This window comes from Prevotella sp. P3-122 (assembly GCF_002251365.1).
Lineage (GTDB): Bacteria > Bacteroidota > Bacteroidia > Bacteroidales > Bacteroidaceae > Prevotella.
On record NZ_NPJH01000082.1, the window covers coordinates 82,579 to 108,189 of the forward strand.

Annotated in this window: 20 protein-coding genes; 15 read left to right on the forward strand and 5 right to left on the reverse strand. The window is 49.0% G+C overall.

What is annotated here, in order from left to right; all coding sequences use genetic code 11:
* Positions 1-880 precede the first annotated feature (880 nt).
* Positions 881-2,080 carry a site-specific integrase gene (locus tag CIL02_RS13645; RefSeq protein ID WP_094402531.1) on the forward strand — a complete coding sequence of 400 codons (1,200 nt, stop codon included), beginning with the start codon at positions 881-883 and terminating at the stop codon, positions 2,078-2,080.
* A gap of 645 nt (positions 2,081-2,725) precedes the next feature.
* Positions 2,726-4,126, forward strand: coding sequence for a BspA family leucine-rich repeat surface protein (locus tag CIL02_RS16560; RefSeq protein WP_206073515.1), 1,401 nt, complete (start codon positions 2,726-2,728; stop codon positions 4,124-4,126).
* A 763-nt stretch (positions 4,127-4,889) separates the two neighbouring features.
* Here CIL02_RS16560 and efp read toward each other — a convergent pair.
* Entirely contained in the window at positions 4,890-5,456 is a 567-nt protein-coding gene (gene efp / locus CIL02_RS13665; protein ID WP_094402535.1) for an elongation factor P, read from the reverse strand.
* A gap of 224 nt (positions 5,457-5,680) precedes the next feature.
* Between efp and rpmH the strand changes: the two genes are divergently transcribed.
* From rpmH to CIL02_RS13710, 9 genes are all read left to right on the forward strand, one after another.
* The gene (gene rpmH / locus CIL02_RS13670) at positions 5,681-5,836 is read left to right on the forward strand and encodes a 50S ribosomal protein L34 (protein ID WP_094402537.1); all 156 of its coding nucleotides are present in this window, start codon (positions 5,681-5,683) and stop codon (positions 5,834-5,836) included.
* Between the two features lie 172 nt (positions 5,837-6,008).
* Positions 6,009-6,791 (forward strand): PASTA domain-containing protein, encoded by a 783-nt coding sequence (locus CIL02_RS13675; protein ID WP_094402539.1) that lies wholly within the window; start codon positions 6,009-6,011, stop codon positions 6,789-6,791.
* Positions 6,791-7,867, forward strand: coding sequence for an RluA family pseudouridine synthase (locus CIL02_RS13680; RefSeq protein WP_094402540.1), 1,077 nt, complete (start codon positions 6,791-6,793; stop codon positions 7,865-7,867). Before CIL02_RS13675 ends, CIL02_RS13680 begins: the two co-directional genes overlap by 1 nt.
* Before the next feature lie 49 nt (positions 7,868-7,916).
* The gene (locus CIL02_RS13685) at positions 7,917-8,912 is read left to right on the forward strand and encodes a D-alanine--D-alanine ligase (RefSeq protein WP_094402542.1); all 996 of its coding nucleotides are present in this window, start codon (positions 7,917-7,919) and stop codon (positions 8,910-8,912) included.
* Between the two features lie 19 nt (positions 8,913-8,931).
* A complete protein-coding gene (locus tag CIL02_RS13690; protein ID WP_094402598.1) occupies positions 8,932-10,077 on the forward strand; it encodes a 1-acyl-sn-glycerol-3-phosphate acyltransferase in 1,146 nt (381 codons plus the stop codon).
* 3 nt (positions 10,078-10,080) lie between these two features.
* Positions 10,081-10,740, forward strand: coding sequence for a NigD-like C-terminal domain-containing protein (locus CIL02_RS13695; RefSeq protein ID WP_094402543.1), 660 nt, complete (start codon positions 10,081-10,083; stop codon positions 10,738-10,740).
* Between the two features lie 31 nt (positions 10,741-10,771).
* Entirely contained in the window at positions 10,772-11,050 is a 279-nt protein-coding gene (locus CIL02_RS13700; RefSeq protein WP_094402545.1) for a LysO family transporter, read from the forward strand.
* A complete protein-coding gene (locus tag CIL02_RS13705) occupies positions 11,047-11,652 on the forward strand; it encodes a lysine exporter LysO family protein (protein WP_094402547.1) in 606 nt (201 codons plus the stop codon). The genes CIL02_RS13700 and CIL02_RS13705 overlap by 4 nt, the downstream gene beginning before the upstream one ends.
* A gap of 165 nt (positions 11,653-11,817) precedes the next feature.
* On the forward strand, positions 11,818-13,389 hold the full coding sequence (locus CIL02_RS13710) for an ATP-binding protein (RefSeq protein WP_094402549.1): 1,572 nt from the start codon (positions 11,818-11,820) through the stop codon (positions 13,387-13,389).
* Positions 13,390-13,536: 147 nt separating this feature from the next.
* On the opposite strand, the gene CIL02_RS13715 is transcribed toward CIL02_RS13710, so the two are convergent.
* Together CIL02_RS13715 and CIL02_RS13720 are read right to left on the reverse strand one after the other, a co-directional pair.
* The gene (locus CIL02_RS13715; protein ID WP_094402551.1) at positions 13,537-14,568 is read right to left on the reverse strand and encodes a low specificity L-threonine aldolase; all 1,032 of its coding nucleotides are present in this window, start codon (positions 14,566-14,568) and stop codon (positions 13,537-13,539) included.
* A gap of 85 nt (positions 14,569-14,653) precedes the next feature.
* Entirely contained in the window at positions 14,654-15,625 is a 972-nt protein-coding gene (locus CIL02_RS13720; RefSeq protein WP_094402553.1) for an acetylornithine carbamoyltransferase, read from the reverse strand.
* A 241-nt stretch (positions 15,626-15,866) separates the two neighbouring features.
* Between CIL02_RS13720 and CIL02_RS13725 the strand changes: the two genes are divergently transcribed.
* The 4 genes from CIL02_RS13725 (at position 15,867) to CIL02_RS13745 (ending at position 23,535) form a co-directional block, all read left to right on the forward strand.
* Positions 15,867-18,536, forward strand: coding sequence for a pectinesterase family protein (locus tag CIL02_RS13725; RefSeq protein WP_094402555.1), 2,670 nt, complete (start codon positions 15,867-15,869; stop codon positions 18,534-18,536).
* Positions 18,537-19,442: 906 nt separating this feature from the next.
* A complete protein-coding gene (locus CIL02_RS13735; RefSeq protein WP_094402559.1) occupies positions 19,443-20,867 on the forward strand; it encodes a TolC family protein in 1,425 nt (474 codons plus the stop codon).
* A 5-nt stretch (positions 20,868-20,872) separates the two neighbouring features.
* Positions 20,873-21,901, forward strand: a complete 1,029-nt coding sequence (locus CIL02_RS13740; protein ID WP_094402561.1) for an HlyD family secretion protein — start codon at positions 20,873-20,875, stop codon at positions 21,899-21,901.
* Positions 21,901-23,535, forward strand: a complete 1,635-nt coding sequence (locus tag CIL02_RS13745) for a hypothetical protein (RefSeq protein WP_094402563.1) — start codon at positions 21,901-21,903, stop codon at positions 23,533-23,535. The genes CIL02_RS13740 and CIL02_RS13745 overlap by 1 nt, the downstream gene beginning before the upstream one ends.
* A gap of 301 nt (positions 23,536-23,836) precedes the next feature.
* On the opposite strand, the gene radC is transcribed toward CIL02_RS13745, so the two are convergent.
* Entirely contained in the window at positions 23,837-24,526 is a 690-nt protein-coding gene (gene radC / locus CIL02_RS13750) for a DNA repair protein RadC (RefSeq protein ID WP_094402565.1), read from the reverse strand.
* 23 nt (positions 24,527-24,549) lie between these two features.
* Entirely contained in the window at positions 24,550-25,542 is a 993-nt protein-coding gene (locus CIL02_RS13755; protein WP_094402567.1) for a glycosyltransferase family 2 protein, read from the reverse strand.
* Positions 25,543-25,611: the final 69 nt, after the last annotated feature.

A 25,611-nucleotide genomic window follows, 5' to 3' on the forward strand; every position in this document is an offset into this window, starting at 1 on the left:
CTCAACTTTAGCAAGTAGTAAAGAGGAGATAAATAACGTATGTTTAAGCCAGGCTTTTACTATTGTCTTCGTCGATTCTTTAGCTGCACTCGGCATAGCTCAAACGAGTTTGGCTCTGCTCTCGTTTGAAAAAGAATTGTCTTCGTCGATTCTTTAGCTGCACTCGGCATAGCTCAAACAAGCTTGGCTCTGCTCTCGTTTGCAAAAGAATTGTCTTTTAACTTCCTAAGCGACCAAAGGGAGCGAGTTTCGGCTTTGCCGCTCGCCTAAGCGAGTTTCGGCTTTGCCGCTCGCCTAAGCGAGAACTCCTAAAGTTCTTCGCAAGCGAAGCGGCAGCCTAGCGGAGCACATGCGAAACTTAAATATATTATTCTTGAAGTTTATTATTAACTGAAGTGGGTGAAATAGTTTGCCATAGGACATGAATACGTTTGCAACCCTGATAAGGTTAATAACCTTACGGCTGAAAGGTTAATAACCTTACGGCTGAAAGGTTAATAACCTTACGGCCTTAAGGTTATTAACCTTATCGGCAATTATATATATATGCATAGACCACGCAACAATATATTGTCACTCGAGATATAGCATGAACCGCAAATACGAATACGCCACAGACAAGATTTGTAACCTTAGCGGCAATGAAGGTAACAAATACAGACCAGACTGCTATAAATGATAATCACTCGAAATGTCGGATGAACCTTATTTTAAACCCTTATACACAGAGAATTATCACATGAGAAACTTAAGTAATGATATAATGACAAAATAACCGTCACATCATCATTTCACAGTTCATTTTTGAAGAGTAATCTTCCCACATTATTATCAAGTTATATTGTCAGATTATACAAGTAAAATCATTAAAGAGTAAATTATGGATTCAATAGCACTATTTTTTAAAGCATCTAAAGATTTGGGTAAAGAAGGAACATTGTTATACAGAATAGTTTATAATGGTAAAACTCGGCAAATTGATACAGGATTTCGTATTTATCCCGAAGAATGGAGTGAAGAGCAAAAAACTATTGTTCTTCCAAGTAATGACAATCGGAACTACAACTATCTCATTTCTATCCGAAATGATTTGGAATGGGAAATGAAACGTTTTGTCCTTTTGGCTAATTACTTTAAAAAGAACCAGAGTTGTATAGACGATTTTGTGAAAGCATTCCAAGGCAGTACTGTAGAAGGAAAGGGGGTGTTTGAGTTTATGAGAAGACTGTCAGAAAAGTATTCTCAATTAGGACGTACGCGATGTGGGGAGACCATGGAAAGTACATTACGGAGCTTTATGGAATACCGTAATGGTATAGACCTTAGTTTCCCTAAGATGACGACAGAAGTGGTGGAGCGATATGAGGCGTTTCTCAAATCAAGAGGTGTAACGCGGAACACGAGTTCTTTCTATATGCGTAACTTACGCTCTGCCTACAATTTAGCTGTTAAAGAAGGTCTTACTGTTGATAGGTTGCCATTCCATATTGTATATACTGGCATTGATAAGACGAGGAAAAGGGCTATTTCCATTTCGGAAATTCGCAAGATAAAAACTGTAGATTTGTCTCGTCGCCCTGCACTCGAATTTGCGCGCGATATGTTGATGTTCAGTTTCTATACGCGAGGCATGAGTTTTATTGACATGGCATATTTGTGCAAAAAAGACGTGGCAGATGGTTATATAACATATCGCAGGAAGAAAACAGGCCAAGAGTTATCCATTGCCTTCGTACCTGAGATAGGTACTATTGTGGATAAGTATCAGAGTCCAACAAAATATCTTCTGCCTATTATAGCGATTGAAAATTGCGCAGAACGACAACAGTACAGGAATCAACTGATACGCATTAACCGCCATTTGAAAAAGATTGGAAAGATGATAGGTATATCCATACCCCTCTCAACTTATGTAATGCGTCATTCATGGGCAACTATAGCTAGGAACAAAGGAATATCCTTGTCCATTATAAGTGAAGGGCTCGGGCATGATAGTGAAACAACGACGAGAGTCTACCTTGACTCCATCCAAAAATCAAAAGTGGATAAAGCCAATCGTCTCATACTTGATGATATATAATAAATAGGGAAATAATAAAATTTAGTAAGTTGTTTTTAATGCATATCTCTGTAATAGAGAGATGCACTTTGGAATTAAAGCAAGCAAAATATCTATCGAAATAATCACAAAAAGATTAAAACTTTGAGCTTTTGCAGCATTTTCTGAATTATTATTTCACATAAGAAAGGAAAATAGACAAAATATTTGGTTCGTTAAATCATTTTGCTTACCTTTGCACCGTTTTAATGCATCTCTCTATTACAGAGATATACACTTTGGGCAAAAAAGGATCCTTGCGAGGCTGTTTTGCAGAGAGTCTTTTGCCATTTGCATTGACAGACAAATGAAACAAATATAAGGGAAAGACAAAGTTTCATGCCGACTTGCTGATAGTGCGAGCCGCGCTGTAGGCGTATCCGTCAACGAGCGCAATTGGTACATCGCCATAGTCAAGAATAACACAGAGAAATCATCCAGTATGAAACTCCGCGCCCTTGGCTATGAGGTTTTCGTTCCAGTTCAGAAGGAAATGAGTTTGTGAAAAGGAAACTCAAGAGCAAAAAGAATAATTCATAAACCCAAACGCCTCAACCTCCTATAAGGCGTTCCCCAATCAAGGGGTCAGGAGGAGGTACAGAAGAAATGAAGAAATTTATACCGAACATGCTCGCGGTCCTATCCGTATTGTTCATCACCCTTGTCTTCCTGCCGCAGACGGCAATGGCAAAGGCATGGAAGGCCTATGTGGTAGAAGATGACAGCACACTTACCTTCTATTATGATGCCAAATGGGATACACGATCCCGCACCACCTACTACGACATTGATGACAAGCGAACTGATGACAGAGAAATTCCGGCTTGGGCGGGAAGCTCAACAACAACACCCAACGACCGCGTCACGAAGGTAGTCTTCGACAGCTCATTCAAAGCCTACAAGCCTACTTCTACTAGAAACTGGTTCTTAGATTGCACAAAGGTGGTGTCATTTGAGGGCATGGAGAACTTGTGCACCGACTCAGTGACCAACATGTTTCGGATGTTTTGTGGCTGTGAATCACTGAAAACAATCGACGTTTCGTATTTCAATACGGCAAAAGTGAGATACATGGAGTATATGTTCGCCGCCTGCTCTAAGCTGACCACCATATACTGCGATGAAGACTGGGATGATGGAAATAATCGCGGCGCATATATGTTTAACGCGTGCAATAGCCTCAAAGGCATCGCTCACTACAAAGATTACGAGTGGAACGAAGAGATGGCAAACGCTGCCACGGGCTATTTTACCAGTAAGGCATACGTCGTGGTGAACGACGGTACTCTTACCTTCTATTACGGCACCGACAGGGCTACTCGCACCGGTTCCAAATACGGTATCTATGAAACCTGGCCTATTGAAGGTTTGGAAGATTGCCCTATTTGGACGATTCAATATGACATCAAAAAAGTTGTCTTTGACAAATCATTTCAGGTGTTTAAGCCGACTACTACGAAAAAATGGTTTTCCGGTTTCGGGAATCTCTCGAGCATTCTTGGCGAAGAGAACTTGTGCACCGACCGTGTGACCACCATGAACGGAATGTTTCAAAATTGCAGTTCCCTACCCTTCATTAACATGGTCAATTTCAACACGTCAAACGTGACCGATATGAGCGCGATGTTCTTCGGCTGCTCTTCCTTGACAAGGCTCAACGTGTCAAATTTCGACGTATCTAAAGTGACCAACATGAGTGAAATGTTCTATGGATGCAAAGCCTTGATAAACATATTCTGCAATGACGACTGGAATAGTAGCGTATTGCAAGAGGACGATAGGATGTTCTCAGGATGTGAAAATCTCCGGGGAGAAGAATCTTACACTTCTCTCAAAACCGACGCTTCGATGGCTAACCCCACCTCAGGCTACTTCAAGAATACATTATATGTATTATACTATGAAAATACGCTAACTTTCTATAACGACGATTCTAAGGGGGGGTGGTTGCGTCCCGGAAAGGCCTATTTCTTCGATGAAAATCTGCCTTATACAGAGTCTCCCGCCTGGTTGGAACAAATCGGGTAGGAGGTAAATGCTAATCATAGAAAGGCATTTGCCTCCTACTTTCACATTTACCGACCTCCCACACCACCGTACAAGCGGTTCCGCATACGGCGGTTTCGCGCTTTCTCATCTCACGATGTGTGGCAAGTTGTTTTCAGCCATCCCTCGGACTAGCGTCACTCCTACTCTATTGTCGGATTCCGTCCTATCGTGGTGAGTAGGGAAGCTCCTTTCGGACATCTGACTACAAAAGAGTCTCAAGGGTAGCAGTCATTTACTATTGCACTGCGCGATTCGGTCCTTCCCCATAGACACACGTGTCTTAGGTACTATGACCTCTGCTGACTTCTCACGGCAAGCTTTACTCCGTCAGGGCACATCGAATGGGTACATCTTCGCCATGCGTCCGTGAGACCTCCTCAGATAAGGGCATTAACTTTCCATCTTATGTCTGCTTCATTTACACCAACCGTTCCGAATAGCTATTGGGCTTCAGTTCGTTTGGCAACCTTACCCACGGTCATATGCCTTGTATGAAGTTTCTGTTCGTCAGACCAGATGTTTGCCGCCGGCTTCCTTCAGATTCCACCTCGCGATGGACACCCTTGCCCTTGGCTATGTGATTCCCGCTATTAGGGCTCACTCGGGACTCGCACCCGTTAGCTAATGCTCATGCTGAGCGTACCAAAAAAGCAGCACTGTGCAGGAGTGATTTCCGCACAGTGCTGCTATGATGTATACTGGCTACAGCCAGAGGCCTGAGCCACAGGCTGCCAACAGGATGTTATTCCTTTACGCGGTTGAGGTAAGATCCATCGCGTGTGTCAACCTGAATAAGGTCGCCCTCGTTGATGAAGAGAGGTACACGAATCTCAACGCCGGTCTCCAGAGTTGCAGGCTTGGTAGCGTTGGTAGCTGTATCACCCTTGATACCTGGCTCAGAGTGGGTTACGCGCAGATTGGTCTTAACAGGCATTTCAGCGAGGAGGATAGTGCCGTCGCTGGTGTCGGTAACAACCTCAACAACATCGCCTTCCTTCATAAACTCCACACCGGTAATCTGCTCCTTGTTGACAGGTATCTGCTCGAAAGTTTCCTGGTTCATGAGGATGCAGCCTGTTGGGTCTTCATAAAGATACTGATATGGGCGACGCTCCACGCGTACGTCCTCAAGCTTGAAGCCAATCTGGAATGTGCGCTCGAGCACTCTTCCGTCGGAAACATTCTTCAGCTTGGTAATCATTACAGTGTTGCCCTTACCTGGTTTCCTGTGCTGGAAGTCGATGCAAGTCCAGATTTTGCCATCCATGCGGATGCAAGTTCCAATTTTGATTTCCTGTGAATTAATCATTGTCTTATATGTGTAAATGTTTGTATATTCACTAATTTTGCGGTGCAAAGTTACTATATTTTTATAAAAAAACATAGAAATGTGGGCGAAAAATCACTTTATTCTTTGTCAATTGGAAAATTATGAGTAATTTTGCAGCCCAAAAGGCAGGTTCCGCCTGCTGTTACACAGAACATAGCATCAAAAGGTTACACAGAACATAACATCAAAAAGTCAAGAATAAAATGAAAAGAACATTTCAGCCCCACAACCGTCGCCGTGTGAACAAACATGGTTTCCGTGAGAGAATGTCGACAAAGAACGGCCGCCGCGTATTGGCTTCCCGCCGTCGTCATGGTCGCAAGAAGTTAACTGTTTCTGACGAGCACCACGGAAAGTAATCCTGTTTGCTACAAAGAAGCGTAAGGGCAGCAAAGAGACTGATTGTTTCTTTGCTGCCTTTGTTGTTTGCAGTCGTTTTGTCCAATGAGCCATATATGCAAAACCAAAAAAAGTCTTTTTTGTTTTGACATATCACTCGTTTGCATTATCTTTGCAACAAATAATTAACGTATGACACCATCCGAATTTATTGGCAAGTTCAAGAGCAAGTATCTTTGGGGCAACCTGATGGCAATGGGCATCGTGCTGGTGCTCCTCTTCCTTGGAGTACGCTATGGTCTTGACATATATACGCATCACGGCGAAACTATTCTTGTGCCAAATATAAGGCATAAGAGCCTTAGCGACGCAGAGAAGATACTCGGGCACCTTGGCATAGAAATGGTGGTGAGCGACACGGGGTATGTGAAGACGTTGCCCCCTGACTGTGTCCTTGAGCAGAGCTTGGAGCCTGGCGAGAGGGTGAAGTCGGGACACAGAATATATTTAGTCATCAACTCCTCACACTCTCCAACCCTCACGCTCCCCGACATCATAGACAACAGCTCCCTGCGCGAGGCCACAGCCAAGCTGACATCAATGGGGTTCAAGCTCGGCCAGCCGAAATTTATTCCTGGAGAGAAAGACTGGGTGTACGGAGTACAGGTTAAGGGCGTAAATATCAACTCGGGCGACAAGGTGTCGGTAGAAGACGTGCTGGTGATTGTTGCCGGCAACGGCCGGCTCAGCGAGGAAGACTCCATAAACATGGTTGAGCAGGACTACGACGATTTCGACAGCTTCGAGGAGGCTACCGGCGACGACGAGGTGAGAGACTATGACCCTGTGGAGGAACAAGCGGAACCTAAAGCTGAGCAGCACACAGAGAAGCAACATCAGGGAACAACACCAAAGCAGGAGAACTCCTCGTCACAGCAACCGGCCAAGGGACCGGTCGTAAGAAAGATTGGCTGATGATGGAAAATGATTTTGAACTGACAGACAACCTCGACGAGCTGTGCGACATTGGGGACGGACAGCAACTGTACGAGCACTGGAAACTGCAGGTGGACCAGGGGCAGACACCATTGAGGATAGACAAGTTCCTGGCCGAGCACATGCAGCACTCCAGCCGCAATCGCATACAGACGGCTGCCGATGCGGGCTTCATACATGTCAACGGCAAGCCCGTGAAGAGCAACTACAAGGTCAGGGCGGGCGATGTGATAACGCTGATGCTCGACCGTCCACGACACGACAACACCATCGTTGCCGAGGACATACCACTCAATATTGTCTATGAGGACGATGTGCTGATGGTGGTCGACAAGCCTGCAGGCCTCGTGGTACATCCCGGTGCCGGCAACTTCCACGGTACGCTCATCAATGCCGTGGCATGGCATCTGAGAGACATGCAGTCCTTCGACCCCAACGACCCCGAGGTGGGACTGGTACACCGTATAGACAAGGACACCAGCGGACTGCTCGTGGTAGCCAAGACGCCTGACGCTAAGACCAACCTTGGCAAGCAGTTCTTCAACAAGACCACACACCGCAGCTACAATGCACTTGTATGGGGCAACTTCACTGAAGAGGAGGGACGCATAGAAGGCAACATCGGACGCGACCCGAAAGACCGTCTTCGCATGGCCGTGTTTCCCCCCGACTCAGAGATAGGGAAGAGCGCCGTCACCCACTACCGCGTGCTGGAACGCTTCGGATATGTCACTCTGGTGGAGTGCATCCTTGAGACTGGCCGCACACACCAGATACGCGCACACATGAAGCACATCGGCCATCCGCTGTTTGCCGATGAGCGATATGGCGGTACGGAGATACTACGCGGCACACGCAGCGCATCGTACAAGGCGTTCATACAGAACTGCTTCAAGCTCTGTGGCAGACAGGCGCTGCACGCACGCACCCTGGGCTTCGTACATCCTCTGACAGGACAGCAGATGGACTTCAACTCCGAATTGCCTGCCGATATGGAGGCACTAATCAGCAAGTGGCGCGCATTCATTGCCGGAAACAGCCAGAACGAACAGTAAACAACCGCAGGACAACAGTTCCTGCTACAATAATATATATAGCAACACAATGAAAACCCAGAAGAGAATTATTGCCATCGTGTGTGGTGGCGACTCGTCAGAACACGATGTTTCGTTGAGGTCGGCACAGGGACTATACTCCTTTTTCGACCACGACCGTTACGAAATCTATATTGTTGACGTTAAGGGCACCGACTGGCACGTGAACCTCGACAACGGAGAGACTGTCGATATAGACAAGAACGACTTCTCCTTCGTGCTTGGTGACAGAACGGTGTACTTCGACTATGCCTACATAACCATCCACGGGCAGCCTGGAGAGAATGGCGTCATGCAAGGATATTTCGACCTCATACACCTACCCTATAGTACAAGCGGAGTGCTTGTCGAGGCCATGACATTCGACAAGTACGTACTCAACAACTATATGCGCGGCTTTGGCGTGAGGGTTGCCGACAGCATACTGCTGCGCCGGGGCGACAGCTACGACGAGCAGCAGATAGCACAGCGCATAGGCATGCCGTGCTTTGTGAAGCCCGCTGCCGACGGCTCCAGCTTCGGAGTATCGAAGGTGAAGAATGCCGACCAGCTGGCACCCGCCCTTCGTGTGGCATTCATGGAGAGCGACGAGGTGATGATAGAAGGCTTCCTCGACGGCATGGAGATTTCGCAGGGCATCTACAAGACGGCGCAGAAGACAGTAGTGCTGCCTGCCACCGAGGTGGTCACCAGCAACGAGTTCTTCGACTACGATGCCAAGTACAACGGTCAGGTGCAGGAGATAACACCGGCACGCCTGAGCGAGGAGACGGCCAGAAGAGTTGCCGAGGAGACCTCGCGCATCTACGACATACTGCATGCCAACGGCATCATACGCATAGACTACATCATCTCCAAGGACAACGAGGGCAACGACCAGATAAACATGCTGGAGATAAACACCACACCAGGCATGACTGCCACGAGCTTCATTCCCCAGCAGGTGCGTGCAGCCGGACTTGACATCAAGGACGTACTGAGCGAGATTGTGGAAAATCAGTTCTAACAAACAGACATACAAGCCTATGATACCTGAAAAGTTCAATGACATCAGACCTTTCGAGTCTTATGAGTTGCCGGAGGTATTCGACCGGCTCGTTTCCAACGAACAGTTCCGTGCCGTGCTGGCTTACCTCTACCCTGGCGTGCCTGCAGAGGGTCTACTGGCCAAGATGAGACAGTGCAGGACTAATCTCGATTTCCAGAAAGCCTTCTGCTACGGCTTTCTAAAGGAGCTGCTGAGCAAGGCAAGCCGCGGCTGCGACGCAGACTTCTCTGCCGTCGACCTCGGCAAGCGCCACACGTTCATAAGCAACCACCGCGACATTGTCCTGGATTCCGCGCTGCTCGACGTGCTTCTCATCGATGCCGGATGTGCCACGACATGCGAGATTGCAATTGGCGACAACCTCCTCTCGCTCCCCTGGGTCAAGGACCTTGTAAGGGTTAACAAGAGCTTTATCGTAAAGCGAAGCCTGTCCATGAGGGAAATGCTCATGGCGAGCAAGCTGCTCTCGGAATACATGCACTATGCCATCAGCGAGAAGAACGAGAACATCTGGATAGCTCAGCGTGAGGGAAGGGCCAAGGACAGCAACGACCGCACGCAGGACGCCATACTGAAGATGATGGTGATAGGAGGAGAGGGCTCTGTCGCCGAGCGGCTGGCCCAACTCCATCTTGTACCTCTTGCCATATCCTACGAGTACGACCCATGCGACTTCCTCAAGGCGCAGGAGTTCCAACTCAAGCGCGACGTGCCAGGATGGAAGAAGTCGGCACAGGACGACGTGGTGTCAATGCAAACTGGCATCATGGGATTTAAGGGCCGCATACACTACCATTGCGCACCATGTATAGACGCCTGGCTGAAGGAGATAGCTCCCGACACACCGAAGACGGAGCTTTTCCCGCTTATTGCTACCCATATTGACAAGGAGATACACGCCAACTACCGCCTCTACCCCATCAACTTCGTTGCTCTCGACATGCTTGAGGGCGGGAACGCTCATGCTGCAGAGTATTCGGCTGATGACAAGGCAACATTCGAGAAATACCTCGCCGGACAGATGGCAAAGATACAGCTACCGAATAAGGACGACAAGTTCCTTCTTGACTGCATGCTAAGGATGTACGCCAACCCGGCAATAAACAAACTTGCGATATCATAGCCTATGGCAGGCATCAGAAAAGCTATAATTCCTACGCTTATGGCTCTGCTGTCGTCAGTCTCTTGTACCAATGAGGGGTACGAGACTGGCGATGGCAAGTACAGCTATCTGTGTACGGAGTTTGTCGATGCCTATACCTCCGCGGACACCCTCGTGACGAGGGTTGTTACCGATGACGATGATACCCTCGGGCTGCTGCCTAATATCAGGCCGTCATGGGTGACACGCCCGGACACTGTCTATCGTGGGCTGCTATATTATAATAAGGTGGGAAATCCCGTCAAGGCATTCTCATTGGCAATGGTTCCCGTGCTGAAACCTGCAGAGAAGGTAGAGCAAGTGGCCACCGACCCTGTGGGACTGGAAAGCGTATGGGCAAGCCGCAACGGGCGTTATGTCAACATCGGCCTGCTGCTTAAGACAGGTGTTCCTGACAGCGTAGATGCCAGGCAATGGATATCGGTAATGCGTGACGGCGATTACGTCTCGGATCAGACAGGCGTATATGCCATCCGTCTGCTGCATGGCCAGAACGGCGTGCCGGAATATTACACTTCCCGTTTCTTCGTAAGTATTCCTGTCGACACATTGCCCACAGGACACAGAGTGCGGCTGAGAGTAAACACCTACGATGGCGAGGTTGTAAGGGAAATAATCCTGTAATAATTGCCAAAAAGAGCCAAACTACCATAACATGCTGAAGATAGTACTCATAATGCTGCTTGGTGTAGTCGTGGGCCGATGCCTGCGGCGTTTTCGTTTGTGCTGGCTGCCACGAGTCACAACACTGCTTGTATGGGCGTTGCTGTTTCTTCTTGGCATCGAGGTTGGCTCGGACAGCCGGGTAGTATCTGGTATTGGCACATTGGGGCTGGAGGCATTGCTGCTTTCTGCGGGAGGCATTGCCGGAAGTATATTCCTGTCGTGGATGATGTGGAGAAAAGTCTGTAAGGGAAGGAGGCAGAGGCCATGAAGGGCAGCATCATCATTACGGCATTCTTCATAGCAGGCATAGTCTGTGCCCAGACGGGTATGCTGCCTCTTGGTATCATCGACGACAACTGGAGCTTCTACGCCCTTTGCCTGCTGATGTTCTGTGTCGGCATGTCTGTGGGTAACGACAGCGACATAACGAGGCAGTTCTGCGGTATAGACCCTCTGCTGCTCATGCTTCCGCTCGTAACAATAGCAGGCACGCTTGCCGGAACGTTTGCCGTCTCGCTGTTCCTGCCTCATCGGCAGCTTACAGACTGTCTTGCCATTGGCTCGGGATTTGGCTATTATTCCCTTTCGAGCATATTCATAACCCAATACCGTGGTGCCGAGATTGGCACCATTGCCCTTCTTGCCAACATCATCCGCGAGCTTGTCACCCTGCTCCTTGCCCCTCTGCTTGCCGCACGGTTCGGCAAGCTGGCGCCAATAAGCGTCGGGGGAGCTACAACCATGGACACCACCTTGCCCATAATTACCCGTGTGTCAGGTCAAAGCCTTGTCATAGTGTCCATATATCATGGTTTCGTTGTCGACTTCACGGTTCCGTTCCTTGTTACTTTCTTCTGCTCGCTTGCGTAATTAACACAAGCAACCGCCGACACACGTTCAACGGGAAGAGGAAGGCTATCCTCAATACAGAACTGATGAAAGACAAAATAGCTGAATAACTTGTGTTTTTATCAACACACAGGACATTTCTGAGAAAAAATGACTATATTTGCAAGCGTATAACAATAGACGGATATGGAAACGAAGCAACTAAAACGGCTGCCTGTGGGCATACAGACTTTCGACAAACTCATTCAGGGTGGATATCTCTATATAGACAAGACAGCGTATATCCATAAGATGGTAAGTGAAAGCAATTATATTTTTCTGAGCCGCCCAAGGCGGTTCGGCAAGTCGTTGCTGGTATCTACACTGCAAAGCTATTTTGAAGGAAAGAAGGAACTGTTCAAGGGGCTTGCCATTGAACAGTTGGAAAAGGAGTGGGCGCAACATCCTGTGCTGAGGTTCAGCCTTGCTTCGGGTAAGCACATGGAGAAGGAACAGCTGGAAAGGTATCTGTTGGATATTCTGTCTGACAATGAAGAACGTTTTGGACTGCACTCTGACAAGGTTGACACCAACATAAGGCTCAAAGATCTAATCAAGAACGTATATGACAAGACGGGCAAACAGGTGGTGGTGCTCATCGACGAGTATGACGCTCCGCTTTTAGATGTGGTGCATGAGAACGAGCAGTTGCCCATTCTCCGTCAGGTGATGCGCAACTTCTACAGTCCGCTGAAGGACTGTGACCCCTATCTGAGGTTTGTATTCCTAACGGGCATCACCAAGTTTTCGCAACTGAGTATATTCAGCGAACTAAACAATCTGAAGAACATCAGTATGCTCCCTGAATTTGCTGCCATCTGCGGTATCACGGTGGAGGAAATGCAGACACAGATGGCTGACTATATTGATGTGTTTGCCAAGACTGAGGAGACTGGTCATGAGGAAATGGTGGAAAAGCTCAAAAAACAATATGACGGCTATCACTTCACATGGCCATCACCTGATATTTTCAACCCGTTCAGTCTGCTCAATGCCATGCAGGACAGAAGGCTCGACAGCTACTGGTTTGCCAGTGGTACACCTACCTATCTGATAGAAATGCTGAGAAAGTTTGATGTGCTGCCATCAGAGATAAAGAATATTGAGGCAGAGGCTTTCGACTTTGATGCACCAACTGAAAACATGCAGAGCATCACACCGCTACTGTATCAGAGCGGCTACATCACCATCAAGGACTACAATAAGAATTTTAATTATTATACACTATCCATACCCAATAAAGAAGTAAGAATTGGACTTCTGAGGTCGCTTGTACCCTCGTATGTCCAGACATCCACACTGGTTGTGAACAACACAGCCCGGAAAATGGCGCAGCTTATCGTCAATGATGATGTAGACAGCGCACTCTCCCTGTTGCAGAAGTTCCTGCAAACAGTACCCTACTGCGACAATGCTTCGAGCGAGGGACACTACCAACAGGTAATGTTCATCGTTTTTTCTCTTCTATCCAACTATATAGCAGATGTGGAGGTGCGCACACCCTCTGGCCGCGTGGACATGGTGATGCGCACTAACAAGGCATTGTATCTGTTTGAACTGAAAATGAACAAGTCGGCAGCAGCTGCCATGAAGCAGATTGACCTTAAGGACTACCCAGCACGTTTCGCCATGTGCGGACTTCCCATCGTAAAAGTGGGCATCAACTTTGATGATGAAAGGCGCACTATCAGCGACTGGCAAATCGTGCCAACCCGGTAGTGGATTATCCCATTTAGCACATCTTACATAATGATGCTCTCTAACAAGAGAAACAAACAAAAAATACTGAAGATCTTCGTCTCTGCCTATGCCTGCGAGCCTCTGTCTGTGATCAGATATTAATTCAGCAGACACTAATTAGGCCTGTTACCGGCACACCACCTTCTCCAGAGCCTCAATTTCCTCACGTTTGGTAGCCCAGCTTGTCACAAAGCGGCAGATGGTGTGATTGGCATCGGCTGGTCCCCAATGGGTGAACGCAACAAGCTTCTCAAGCCTCTTCACTTCCTTGTTCTCTATGATTACAAACTGCTGGTTTGTGGGTGAGTCTATATAGAAGTCGTAGCCGGCTTTCCTGAACACCTCTATCATCTCCTCTGCCCTGACGTTGGCGTTGCGGGCAATCTCAAAATAGAGGTTGTCGGTGAACAGGGCATCGAACTGCAGTCCGAGCAGTCGGCCCTTTGCGAGTACGGCTCCATGTTGTTTCTGTATGCTGAAGAAATGCTCGTAGGCATTATGGTGGGTGAACACCACAGCCTCGCCGCATAGCGCGCCTATCTTGGTACCTCCGATATAGAATACGTCGCAGTGATGGGCAAGGAACGGCAGGTCGATGTCGGTGCCAGTGGCTGTAAGGCCATAGCCCAGTCGTGCGCCGTCAACATACAGCGGCATATTGTACTTCTTGCACAGTTGGTACAGCTCGTCAAGTTCCTTCGCCGTGTAGACAGTACCAAACTCTGTAGGGAAAGTGATGTATACAAGCCCAGGGAATACAGCATGCATGTTGTTGCCGTCGGCAAGGAAATTCTCCATAAAGTTCTCAAGCACGTCCGCTCTCAGCTTGCCGTTGTGGTTTGGCACGTTGATAATCTTGTGCTCGGTGAATTCTATGGAGCCTGCCTCATGGGTATTGATATGTCCGGAGTCTACGGATATGACACCCTCGTATGAGTGCAGTATTGAGTCTATGACCGTAGCATTGGTCTGCGTACCTCCGGAGAGGAAGAATATGTCGGCATCGTCATCCTGACAAGCCTCCATAATCTTCTTCTTCGCGGCATCGCAATAGATGTCGAATCCGTAACATCCAGTCCGTTCACTATTGGTCTCAATAAGCCGTTGCAGCACCTTTGGGTGCGCGCCGTTGTTGTAGTCGCAATCAAGAGATATCATGGCGTTAAGTTTTGTTTGTGCAAACTTACAACAAATCTTTTGAATAACATAGTAAAAAGACTAAAAGTTTCGTGTTGTCCTTTGACTAAATATTTTCCAGCACTCGTTTCAGCACAACCTGTGCCGAGATTTCCCTGTTGGCAGCCTCAGGAATGACAAGGCTGTGGTCGCTCTCTATGACATCATCGGTGACAATAAGTCCTCTGCGAACCGGCAGGCAGTGCATGAAGTAGCCGTTGTTGGTCCATGACATGTGTTCCGTGTCAATAGTCCACGCCATGTCCTTAGACAGTATCTTGCCATAGTCAGCTGCATTTGTAACGCCAGGGCAGCTCCAGTTCTTGGCATATACGAAGTCGGCGCCCTCGAGGGCTTTGCGCTGGTCGTACTCCACCTTGGCGTCACCCACAAACTTCGGGTCAAGTTCATATCCTTCGGGATGAGTAACCACAAGGTCAACGTCCGCTGCGTTCATCCATTCGGCAAACGAGTTTGGCACGGCCTGTGGCAAGGCACGGCAGTGTGGTGCCCAGGTAAGGACAACCTTGGGACGCCTAATCTGCAGCTCGCCGCACTTCTCACTAATGGTGATAAGGTCGGCAAAAGCCTGTAGCGGATGAACCGTGGCGGTCTCCATGGCAACAACCGGCTTGCCGCTGTATCTTACAAACTGGTTCACGATGGTCTCTGCATAGTCGAAATCACGGTCCTGCAAGCCTGCAAATGACCGTACGGCAATGATGCCGCAATAGCTCGACATCACAGGGATGGCCTCGAGCAGATGCTCGCTCTTGTCACCGTCCATAATCACGCCACGCTCTGTTTCCAGCTTCCATGCACCTGCATTAACGTCAAGCACTATGACGTTCATGCCCAGGTTCATGGCGGCCTTCTGTGTCGACAGGCGCGTGCGCAGACTGTTGTTGAAGAATATCATGAGCAGAGTCTTGTTCTTGCCAAGATGCTGATATCCGAAACGATTGCTTTTTACCTCCTGTGCCTCGGCAAGCGCCTTGCCCAGGTCACCTATGTCCTGTACGTTGAAGAATGTTCTCATATCTTGTTTGATGTTTGAAATTTCAATATTCACCCTGACGGTTGCACTGCAAAAATACAACATTTCTGTTTAATGACAAAAACAAGCTGCTGATAATTGCCTGTTTCATGCACAGATTACAGATATATGATGATATTATGCAAAAAATATATCACACAACAATTTGGTTATTTGTAGAAATATTGTATATTTGCAGACAAATTATCAATAACAAACTAATCTACGCTAACAAATCAAGACAATGAAAAAGTATTTACTGTTATCTTTGCTTGCGATGATAGCCATCATCGCCAATGCAGGTGTCAACGACCTTTGCTGGGACTACACCAACGCAAACATCCCGACTAAAGGACCTGACAACGGCCTCTATTATGGTGCGTACGTCAACGACGCTGCAGGCACCAACCTCGGGCTCCATGGCGTGAAGCTCAACTCTTCGGGCTATGCTTACTTCGAGAAGGCTCCCGTAGCAGGAAAGCTGAAACTCGTCATAAGTAACCGAAAGAACACTAATGACTATCAGGTGGATGTCTTCCGTGGTTCTATGGTTGACGGCGTACCCACCAAGGGCGACTTGATCGAGACTTCAAGTGTGGCAAACGGACCTACAGAGGTGACCATCGAGCTTGACGAGACCGTAACGGGCGTGTATATCTGCCGTCACACAGGCGCGGAAGGTGTGCTCTGCAAGGTACAGTTCGTTGAGACCGTACCGAGGACTTTCAAGGACTTTGAACTAAACTTCGTAGGTGTAACCTCCATGCCCGAGACATTGCCCGATGGTGTCACCGAACTTACTGGCTCACCACGTGAAGACGACCACGGACTTAACAATTTCAAGATGGTGGTTGAAGTGGACGGGCCTGTGAAATTCACCATTGGCGGTTGCCAGTTCAGCTCCACTCCTGCCATCATCAAGAACGGTGAGGCTGTGCTTGCCGAGATTGATGTTGCAACTCCTGGCTGCTATCACAAAGGCGGTGTGGCAACATGGACATACAACTCCATGGAGCCTGCAACCCTCACAGTGATTGGCGGACAATACACTCCATATATAAAGGTAGAGGCATGCGAGTATGTGGCAAATGTAATCATCACCTATTTCGATCAGAACGGAAACAAGCTCGGTGAGGAGGCTGTAGAGCCGGGAACGGCATTTGTTCCCAAATACACCGTGGCCAACCTTCCCGCCATTGCCGATGGACAAGCGTTCCGCGGATGGTTCAACAATTCTGGGGTGAAGATAACCGAAGGTACGGCCATTGATGCAGACACCAAGCTGACAGCCAAAGTGACGGCCATAGAGAAGGCCGAGACTGGCACAAACTACGACTACGACCTTACATCGAACACATGGTATCAGGAAGACCACGAGCTGATAACTGTAGACGGCAGCTACTACAACACCCACGGATGGCTTGCCAGCTCCATAAAGCTCGACGTCTCTGCCAAGGCTGTCGTAATGGTACGCAACTGCCAGTTCACGGATGAGCAGACAGCAGAAGTGAAAGACATCAAAGGAACTATCGTGGCTTCATTCCAAGCCAGGGTCGAGGCTGACGGTGGCGTAGCATCGTTCACTTACGAGGGAGAGCCGACAACGCTCACCATAACATATCCGGCATCGGCATACGTACATGGCGTAGAGGTGTACAATGTAGAGGACTTCGTGACAAAAGATGAGACAACAGGCTATTATGTCATCTCGTCCGGCGACGTGTCGAGCCTGCTGCTCGCCATCAAGTCGGCACAGGAAGGCGACCGCATATTCCTGCCAAACGGCACGTACGACTTCGGAGAGACCGTGATGACTCCTATCTCTGCCAACAACCTTTCCATTATAGGACAGTCTGCCGACGGAGTCATCATCAGGAATGCTCCCGACGTGAAGGTGGAGGGACTTGGCTCTGCCGACCTATTCCAGAACTTCTCCACAGGACTATACATGCAGGACCTCACGCTGCAGAACGACCTTGACTACTACAAGGCTGGTACCGGGCGTGCTCCCGTGCTGCAGGACCTGGGAACACAGACCATAATGAAGAACGTCAACATGCGCTCTTATCAGGACACCTACTATTCGAAGAGCGGCGACTACTACTTCGAGGGCGGTCTCATTCAGGGTACCGTAGACTATATCTGCGGTAACGGCAACGCATATTTCAATGGCGTGACGCTGCTCAACAAGAGCCGTTCGGCCACAGGCTCCACAGGCGACTGCACCATCACCGCAGCCAACACCTCGAGCAACCTGAAGGGATATGTCTTCAACGGATGTACTATCGAGACAGAAAGCAAGACGTTCAACTTCGGACGCTCATGGGGAACGGCAAAGACCGCTTTCCTCAACACCACTATAAACAGCGGAAAACTCGCAGCCACACGATGGACCGTTGCAGGAATGAACTCTGCTCCTGTATCTTACAAGGAGTATAACACCGTTGACAAGTCGGGTAACGGCATGAACACCCCGGCATCCAACATCATAGAGTTCACACACTCCACAGGCAACAACACTATGGAAACCGTCCTCTCTGCAGAAGAGGCTCAGGAGTATGCTCTCGACAAGTTCTTTACCGACTGGGCCCCTGCCGCCAAAGCTGCTCAGGAGACCATTGACACAGAGAACCTCGACCCAGAAGCAGTGTACCTCGTGGAAAACAACGGTGCGTTCGTTGCTCTTGTCAAAGGCTCAGCCCTTTCGGCATACACACAGGGCACCGTACGCAAGGCCAATGCACGGGGCGGCTTCGGCGCAGCTGTCGACCTGTCTCTCGTTACGGGCATCAAAAATGCGGCAAGCATGGAGCAGCCTACACACCACCACGCCATCTACGATGTTCTCGGACGCCGCCTCACCACCCTACAGAAAGGCATCAACATCGTTGACGGAAAGAAGATTGCTAAGTAGAGAAGGACAGATGTAAAAATTAACTAACACGTCGGTTTTTGCCTGAATGTGGAATGAACAGTATACATTCGGGCGAAAACCGATTTTTTTATTCCCTGAACAATAGTAACAGAAAAGCAAATAAGGGCTCAGTAGAAAAAACATGGGGATGGGACTCCTAAATGAAGGCAATGCTTTGCATGGATGGTTGCAAAGCTTTGCGTGGGCAGATGCAATGCTTTGCGTTAGAGTTGAACTGAACGGGCACAGAAAAGTCTGTCCTATTCTGGATAAGATAAAAGGGGGAAAGACTCACCCTACGGGGCACTTAGCCCCCAGGAAATTTCTATTGAACCCTTATATCAGAAACGTTTTGAACATACATTGTCTTTGCGCTCTTTGCGCCTTTGCGAGAGCTTTTTCTCGCAGATGTTTATTGCGTGATATTTTTCTCGCCAAGCCGCCAAGGTCGCAAAAATCTATATTCCCTCGCGAGACCTTTGCACACTATGCGCAGCCGTCATATAAGCCGCTCGTCACGGAAACTATTAAGTATGGGCTGATAAAAATCAAAAAAACATTGCTGTTTTCAATGTTCTTTCTACATCTGTATGTTAAAAAGATTATTTTTTGTAACTTTGCACTCAGGAAATAGGGCTTGTCATGTTCATGCTGAGCGAAGCATGGCATAGGCAGGTACCCATCTCTGATTTCCTGAGTGCGAAAAAGCACATTCAGTATTTTTGGATTTCGAAATTAATAGTGCTCGAAATTCTTCTCCTGATTTATTCCCTAATCAGAGAGGTTTGTAGCGCATTGCGGCAAACGTTTGATTTGTCCGAACCACAATGGTTCATTATTCGTATTTCCGAGGGAAGGAAAAAGATTAGAAGAATAATGAATTGTAAGATTACATTTATTTGTTTAATGAGCAATAACAAGTATCTTTGTGCTTTGGCCGTAGTCATGACGGTCGGAGCATGTTGCTGTGTACCCATGTGGGCACAGCAGCGGATGAGTCTTCGAACGCTCTTTGACCTGGCAGACGAACAGAACCAGCACATAAAGGTCAGCGAGGCGGCATTGAAGGCAGCAGAAGAAGGGGTGGCATCGGCTAAAGCAGCCATGCTGCCGAGTGTGGAATTCGGTGTGCAAGGTTCGTATACGGGCAATGCGTTCATGATGTCACGAGGGTTTTCTACCAGTGGCACTACGGAGTATATCGTTCCTGGCCTTGGTCCTCAGCAGGTGCAGAATGGCAAGCAGCCAACACCGCATTGGGGCAATAGCTTCACGGCGCAGGCGAGTCAGGTGATATATGCTGGCGGCGCCATTCGCTCTGGTATCGAAATGGCAAAGTTAGGGCGGCAGTTGGCAGAACTCGATGTGGAGAAGAACCGTCAGGAGGTGCGTTTCCTGCTTACTGGCTATTACCTCGACCTGTACAGGTTGCAAAACCAGTCGCAGGTGATAGCCCGGAACATTGAGCTGACGGAGAAGGTTATCGAGCAGATGAAAGCTCGCAGGGAACAGGGCACGGTGTTGAAGAACGACATCACCCGCTACGAGCTGCAGCAGCAGAGCCTTCTGCTTGCAAAGACTCAAGTGGACGACGCGCAGAAGATAATTCGTCACCAGATAGCCACGGCCATCCATCTGCCCGATGGAGAGGATTTTGAGGTTGAAGGGTTTGAAGGGTTCGAGGGGTTCGAAGGGTCCGAAGGGTTCGAAGGTTCGAGAGGTTCGAAGGATTACGAAGGATTACGAAGTGATGGCGAGGCGTTGTGGCAGCAGAGGGCTACTGACCACAACATAGACATCCGTCGGGCCTCGCTTGCGACGGAGCTTTCCGAGCAGAAGGTAAGGAACGCCCGTGCCGCATCGCTGCCCTCGGTGGCTGTCGTAGCCGAGAACAGCTTGTCTGGTCCTTACACTGCTGACCTTATTCCCAAGAATGCCAACGTCAACGTATGGTTTGTCGGAGTTGGTGTAAAATATAATCTCTCTAACCTTTGGAAGAACAGGCATGACATCCGTAAGGCTAAGCATGAGAGCACTCAGGCTCGCGAGAGCGTGCGGATGGTGCGCGAAGACGTAGAGAATGGCGTGCAGGCAACCTATACCAATCTGCTGACCAGTGCGACAGAAGTGCAGACCCAGGAGAAGCAGGTGGAGCTTGCCGACCAGAACTATGCCGTGGTGAGAAATCGATACGCCAACGATCTGGCGTTGCTTACCGACATGCTTGACGCCTCGAACATGAAACTCTCTGCCGACATGGCCTTGGTAAATGCGCGCATAAACGTGCTCTACAACTATTTCAAACTTAAATACATAACAAATACACTTTAACGAATATGGAAAATAATAAAATCTCTACCTATATATATAATGTCGTCATCATAGTCTGCATAGCATGTGGAGCGGTGTATGCAGTCTGTCAGTTTATGCATTTCGGGGGCGGCGAAGTGACCGATAATGCTCGTGTATGTCAGAACATTGTTCCTCAGAACTGCCGCGTTCAGGGTTTTATACGCGAGGTTCGGTTTGCTGAGTTCCAAAAGGTGAAGAGAGGCGACACGCTTGTTGTCATCGAGGATGCGGAGTTTCGGCTTCGCCTGGCTCAGGCAGAGGCCGACCTCATGCGTGCCGAACGGGGCTCGAGGGGCACGGCAAGCAGCATACACACCACAAAGACCAGTATGAGCGTGACGGATGCCAGCATAGAGGCTGCACGGGTGCAGATGGAGAATGCCAAGAAAGAAGATGGCCGTTTTCAGAAACTTCTGCAGCAGGATGCTGTTACGCAGCAACAGTATGACAATGTACATACTGCTTATCTGAGTGCCAAGGCTGGATATGAGCAGGCGCTTCGCTCGCGTACGACTCAGACGGCTGTTGTGGCTGAGCAGGGTCATCACCTGTCGGCATCGGAGGCTGCCATCGAACTGGCACGTGCTCAGGTGGAACTTGCCCGGCTGAATCTGTCGTACTGTTACATTATAGCCACCTGCGACGGCGTTGTAGGCAGCAAGGATATCCATGTAGGTCAGTTAGTCAATCCCGGCCAGACATTGGTGAGCATCGTTGACAGGAATGAGAAATGGGTGGAGGCCAACTATCAGGAGTCGCAGATGCCGCACATAAAGGTGGGCGACAAGGTTCGGTTTACTGCCGATGCCGTTCCCGACGTTGAATATACTGGCGTGGTAGAGCGCATATCAGATGCCACGGGGAGTGCTTTCTCTCTAATCCCCATAGACAATGCTACAGGCAACTTCGTAAAGGTGGAGCAGCGCGTGACGGTGCGTATCAAGATAGATGCCTGCGACAATCTGGAAATGCTGCATGGAGGATATAATGTTGTTTGTAAAGTGGAAGAGTAATGGGAAAACTGACAGAATTTCTGATGAAGGCCCCAGCGCCACCACCACAGATGGGGTTCTGCATGCCTATGATGAAGAGATGGGTGCCCGGCAGGCTGCAACCGTGGATATACGTCCTTACGGCTTTTTGCTTCCAGTTCTCGGGCGGCATGTATCTTGGTGCGCTTGATGGCATACGTGGCACGACAAACTTCATGATAGAGGACGTGATGTTTCTGCTCTATGCCACTCTTGCCGGCATGGCTGTATGGTTTCCCATGCTGTTCAAGATGAAGTTTCGCTTCACCAATCAGCAGCTCCTCTGCACCTCAGCCATCGTCATTGGCATCTGCAACGTAATCACCATGTACTGCCATTCGATGTCCATACTCGTAATAGCCTGTTTCATTGCCGGAATTGCCAAGATACAAGGCACGTTCGAGTGTATGAGCAACATCCAGCAGTGGATAACGCCAAAACGCGACTTTGCTGTATTCTTTCCCGTTCTCCACATCATACTTCTCACAGCTATAGAGGGTAGCGGATGGCTTGCGGCATGGATGGCCCACCATTTCACATGGCAGATGATGCACGTCCTCACCGTAGGCACTATGTCGTTCGTATTGCTGACACAGATTCTGCTGTGTAGTCCGTTCTGCCCTATGCCCAAAAGGTGTTCGCTGAGGGGGACCGACTGGCAGGGAGCGTTGCTTATCTGCCTGACGATGCTGCTGTATTCCTATATCTTCGTCTATGGTGATTACTACAGATGGTTAGCCAGCCAACACATAAGAATGGCTGTAGCGTTGGCTCTCGTCTCCACAGGACTTACCATTTACCGACTGTTCCACAACCGCTATCCATACGTAGAACTGGAGTTGCTGAAATGCAAGAACGTGGTGCCGATACTCATCGTTACCACCTTGGCGGAACTGGCATTCGGAGCCGAGCACACACTGGAGGAGATACTCTACTCCGAGGTCGTAGGCCTTGAAGAGCTGACCAAGGAGAGCCAGTATCTGTGGACATTGCCGGGCATGTTTCTTGGCATCGCCCTGGACCTGTACTGGCTTAAGGTACAGAAGTGGAAGATATGGAAACTGATTGGCATAGCCTTTCTGTCCATCTTCTCCTACGCCCTGCTGATGTACACCACGATAGGTACGGATGTGAACATCGAGCAATACCGTCTGGGCATCGTTCTCCGCGGCTTCGGCTATGGCATCATGTCGCCAGCACTGATGTGGGCATTACAGGAGTCTGTATCCAGACTTGAGCTGTTCTTCATGGGCTTGTTCTTGTTCAACATCACCCACATGTACTTAGGTGGAGCCATGGGCTACGGCTTCTACGCCACCATCTTCTCGCATTTTCTCAATGAAGACATGATGCACTATGGCCGCCTGCTCACACTCACAAACATCGATCTCTCCCAATTCAATTTCGGAGCTTTCATGGGCGGCGACTATCTGCACGCCATGATGCTTGTGGCCATAAAGCAGGTGTATGGCTACGTCATCTGGTTCTCACTTCTCCTCGCAGCCATCTTCCTGTTGTGTGATATTCCTGCCGTAAGAACAAACATACGCAAAGTGCCTCTATGGCCGGTATTGGCGATAGAATATCTTTCTGAAAGACGCAAGAGCATGTCATAACCAAAGAGGGGTTTGAAGGGGTCGAGGAGTTCTCCTTAACTCCTCTTACCTCCCTTTATCTTCATTTACCTCCCCTTGACTCCCCTTAACTACTCTTAACTACTTGGTAAGTTGAGTTATATAATAAATAGCCAAGTGGGGTTATCTATACAGACATGCCATGAGCATCTATCGTTGCCTTGTCCAATGACTGGATTGAAACTGCCAGATTTAAGAGTGTCAATAAACAAAGCGCACAATAAACGCTTTCCCATAAATTAGTTGCTGCAAAGATAAGTTGTTTTCGGTTAACACATGACGGTTATATGCGTCCCTCGTCACGATAGCTGTAGTATTTGCCGTCGCATACTATTACGTGGTCAAGGAAATATATGCGCATGGTCTCGCACGCATCCCTCATACGCTTGGTAAGCTGGTCGTCCATGCGGCTTGGATGGGCGTTGTTGCTCGGATGGTTGTGGCAGATGGCAAGGACGGTGGCGTTAGCCAATATGGCCTCCTTCATCACCACCCTCACGTCTACTGCTGTCTCACTTAATCCTCCATGGCTTATCCTTACGGCCTTAATGAGCCGGAAGTTCTGGTTCATCATCAATGCCCACGCCTCCTCCACGTCAAGGTCCTGCATCTTGGGGTGCATATATTCGTATATAGCCTGTGGACTGCCCATGTCGGGACGCGCCTCTGGCTGGCATGCGGCCCTTCGCTTGCCCAGCTCGCATGCCGCTATAATGGTGACGGCCTTGGCCTCTCCAATGCCGTTGTAGTCCATAAGCTCGCTCAGCGACCTCTTGCCAAGGGTGTTAAGGTTATTGTTGCAGTCCTTAAGGATTCGCTTCATCAGGTCTACGGCACTCTCCTTGGTAGAGCCCGACCCTATGAGTATGGCCAGCAGCTCCGCATCGGAGAGTGCAGAGACTCCTTTAGACATGAGTTTCTCGCGCGGACGGTCTTCCTCCGCCCAATCTGTAATGCAGAGTTTTTCCATCATTTTCCCACCATAGAACCTATGAACTACTTATAGAATGTTTTCTCGAAAGCGGAGAACTCGTCCTTCCCCAACACGCACCTGCGCCACCAGGCATTGATGAAGCCGCATCCGTAGCCAAGAAGCTGCACGAAGGCCGACACCACGCTCAGTGCTCCCACCACAAGACTCCTGTTCACGGTGGAGGAATCGAGGAATATGGCAGCAGCGTATAAGGCAAGTGGGAGCAGCGCCCACAGGAAGCCTATAGCGGCAAGCAAGAGCAGATATGCCACACCAACGGTGAACACCATGGGCAGCAGATGGACAATCTTCAGGCTTTCGGGATATTTCTTGTAGAGATTGATACGTGCAATACCGCTGTTGTACACCTGTCTCCAGAACTTGCGGAAGTCGGTGCGCCGCTTATGCCACACCCAAGCCTCAGGGAACAGGCGGCAACGGCAACCGGCCTTGAAGATGCGGATGGAGAAATCGATATCCTCGCCGAAACGCATCCTCGAGAAACCGCCAAGCGACATGTATGTCTCCCTGCGTATGCCCATATTGAACGAGCGTGGATAGAACTTGTCGAGTTTCTTATTGCCACCCCGTATGCCTCCCGTGGTATAGAATGATGTCATGGAATATGATATCGCCTTCTGGGTATCAGTAAAGGAAGGATGTGCCCTGTCCGGTCCGCCAAAGGCATCGGCAGGAGAGTCCTGCAGCTCCTTGTCAACAGCCGCCAGATAGCCCTCAGGCAAGACTACGTCTGAGTCAAGCACTATCAGATACTCGCCGCCGGCACGCTCGGCACCATAGTTGCGGCTCTGGCCAGGACCGCTGTTCGGCTTAATATAATAATGTATGTCAAGCACGTCGGCATGGCGGTCGCAAACGTCCTTACACGGTTTGTCGCTGCCGTCCTCAACAACGACAACCTCGAAATCCTTGAGCGTCTGACCCTCAAGACTCTCCAACAACTCATCAACCTCGTCAGGGCGGTTGTATACAGGCACTATAAAGGAATATTTCATATAATCCGGTTTTATTTTGCAAAGATAATGCAAACGAATGGAATAAAAAAGGAAAATGGGATTTTTACT

Excerpts from the sequence above, each read along its gene's own strand:
- CIL02_RS13645 (WP_094402531.1), top strand. The coding sequence starts at position 881 with ATGGATTCAATAGCACTATTTTTTAAAGCATCTAAAGATTTGGGTAAA.
- CIL02_RS16560 (WP_206073515.1), top strand. The coding sequence starts at position 2,726 with ATGCTCGCGGTCCTATCCGTATTGTTCATCACCCTTGTCTTCCTGCCG.
- efp (WP_094402535.1), bottom strand. The coding sequence starts at position 5,456 with ATGATTAATTCACAGGAAATCAAAATTGGAACTTGCATCCGCATGGAT.
- rpmH (WP_094402537.1), top strand. The coding sequence starts at position 5,681 with ATGAAAAGAACATTTCAGCCCCACAACCGTCGCCGTGTGAACAAACAT.
- CIL02_RS13675 (WP_094402539.1), top strand. The coding sequence starts at position 6,009 with ATGACACCATCCGAATTTATTGGCAAGTTCAAGAGCAAGTATCTTTGG.
- CIL02_RS13680 (WP_094402540.1), top strand. The coding sequence starts at position 6,791 with ATGATGGAAAATGATTTTGAACTGACAGACAACCTCGACGAGCTGTGC.
- CIL02_RS13685 (WP_094402542.1), top strand. The coding sequence starts at position 7,917 with ATGAAAACCCAGAAGAGAATTATTGCCATCGTGTGTGGTGGCGACTCG.
- CIL02_RS13690 (WP_094402598.1), top strand. The coding sequence starts at position 8,932 with ATGATACCTGAAAAGTTCAATGACATCAGACCTTTCGAGTCTTATGAG.
- CIL02_RS13695 (WP_094402543.1), top strand. The coding sequence starts at position 10,081 with ATGGCAGGCATCAGAAAAGCTATAATTCCTACGCTTATGGCTCTGCTG.
- CIL02_RS13700 (WP_094402545.1), top strand. The coding sequence starts at position 10,772 with ATGCTGAAGATAGTACTCATAATGCTGCTTGGTGTAGTCGTGGGCCGA.
- CIL02_RS13705 (WP_094402547.1), top strand. The coding sequence starts at position 11,047 with ATGAAGGGCAGCATCATCATTACGGCATTCTTCATAGCAGGCATAGTC.
- CIL02_RS13710 (WP_094402549.1), top strand. The coding sequence starts at position 11,818 with ATGGAAACGAAGCAACTAAAACGGCTGCCTGTGGGCATACAGACTTTC.
- CIL02_RS13715 (WP_094402551.1), bottom strand. The coding sequence starts at position 14,568 with ATGATATCTCTTGATTGCGACTACAACAACGGCGCGCACCCAAAGGTG.
- CIL02_RS13720 (WP_094402553.1), bottom strand. The coding sequence starts at position 15,625 with ATGAGAACATTCTTCAACGTACAGGACATAGGTGACCTGGGCAAGGCG.
- CIL02_RS13725 (WP_094402555.1), top strand. The coding sequence starts at position 15,867 with ATGAAAAAGTATTTACTGTTATCTTTGCTTGCGATGATAGCCATCATC.
- CIL02_RS13735 (WP_094402559.1), top strand. The coding sequence starts at position 19,443 with ATGAGCAATAACAAGTATCTTTGTGCTTTGGCCGTAGTCATGACGGTC.
- CIL02_RS13740 (WP_094402561.1), top strand. The coding sequence starts at position 20,873 with ATGGAAAATAATAAAATCTCTACCTATATATATAATGTCGTCATCATA.
- CIL02_RS13745 (WP_094402563.1), top strand. The coding sequence starts at position 21,901 with ATGGGAAAACTGACAGAATTTCTGATGAAGGCCCCAGCGCCACCACCA.
- radC (WP_094402565.1), bottom strand. The coding sequence starts at position 24,526 with ATGATGGAAAAACTCTGCATTACAGATTGGGCGGAGGAAGACCGTCCG.
- CIL02_RS13755 (WP_094402567.1), bottom strand. The coding sequence starts at position 25,542 with ATGAAATATTCCTTTATAGTGCCTGTATACAACCGCCCTGACGAGGTT.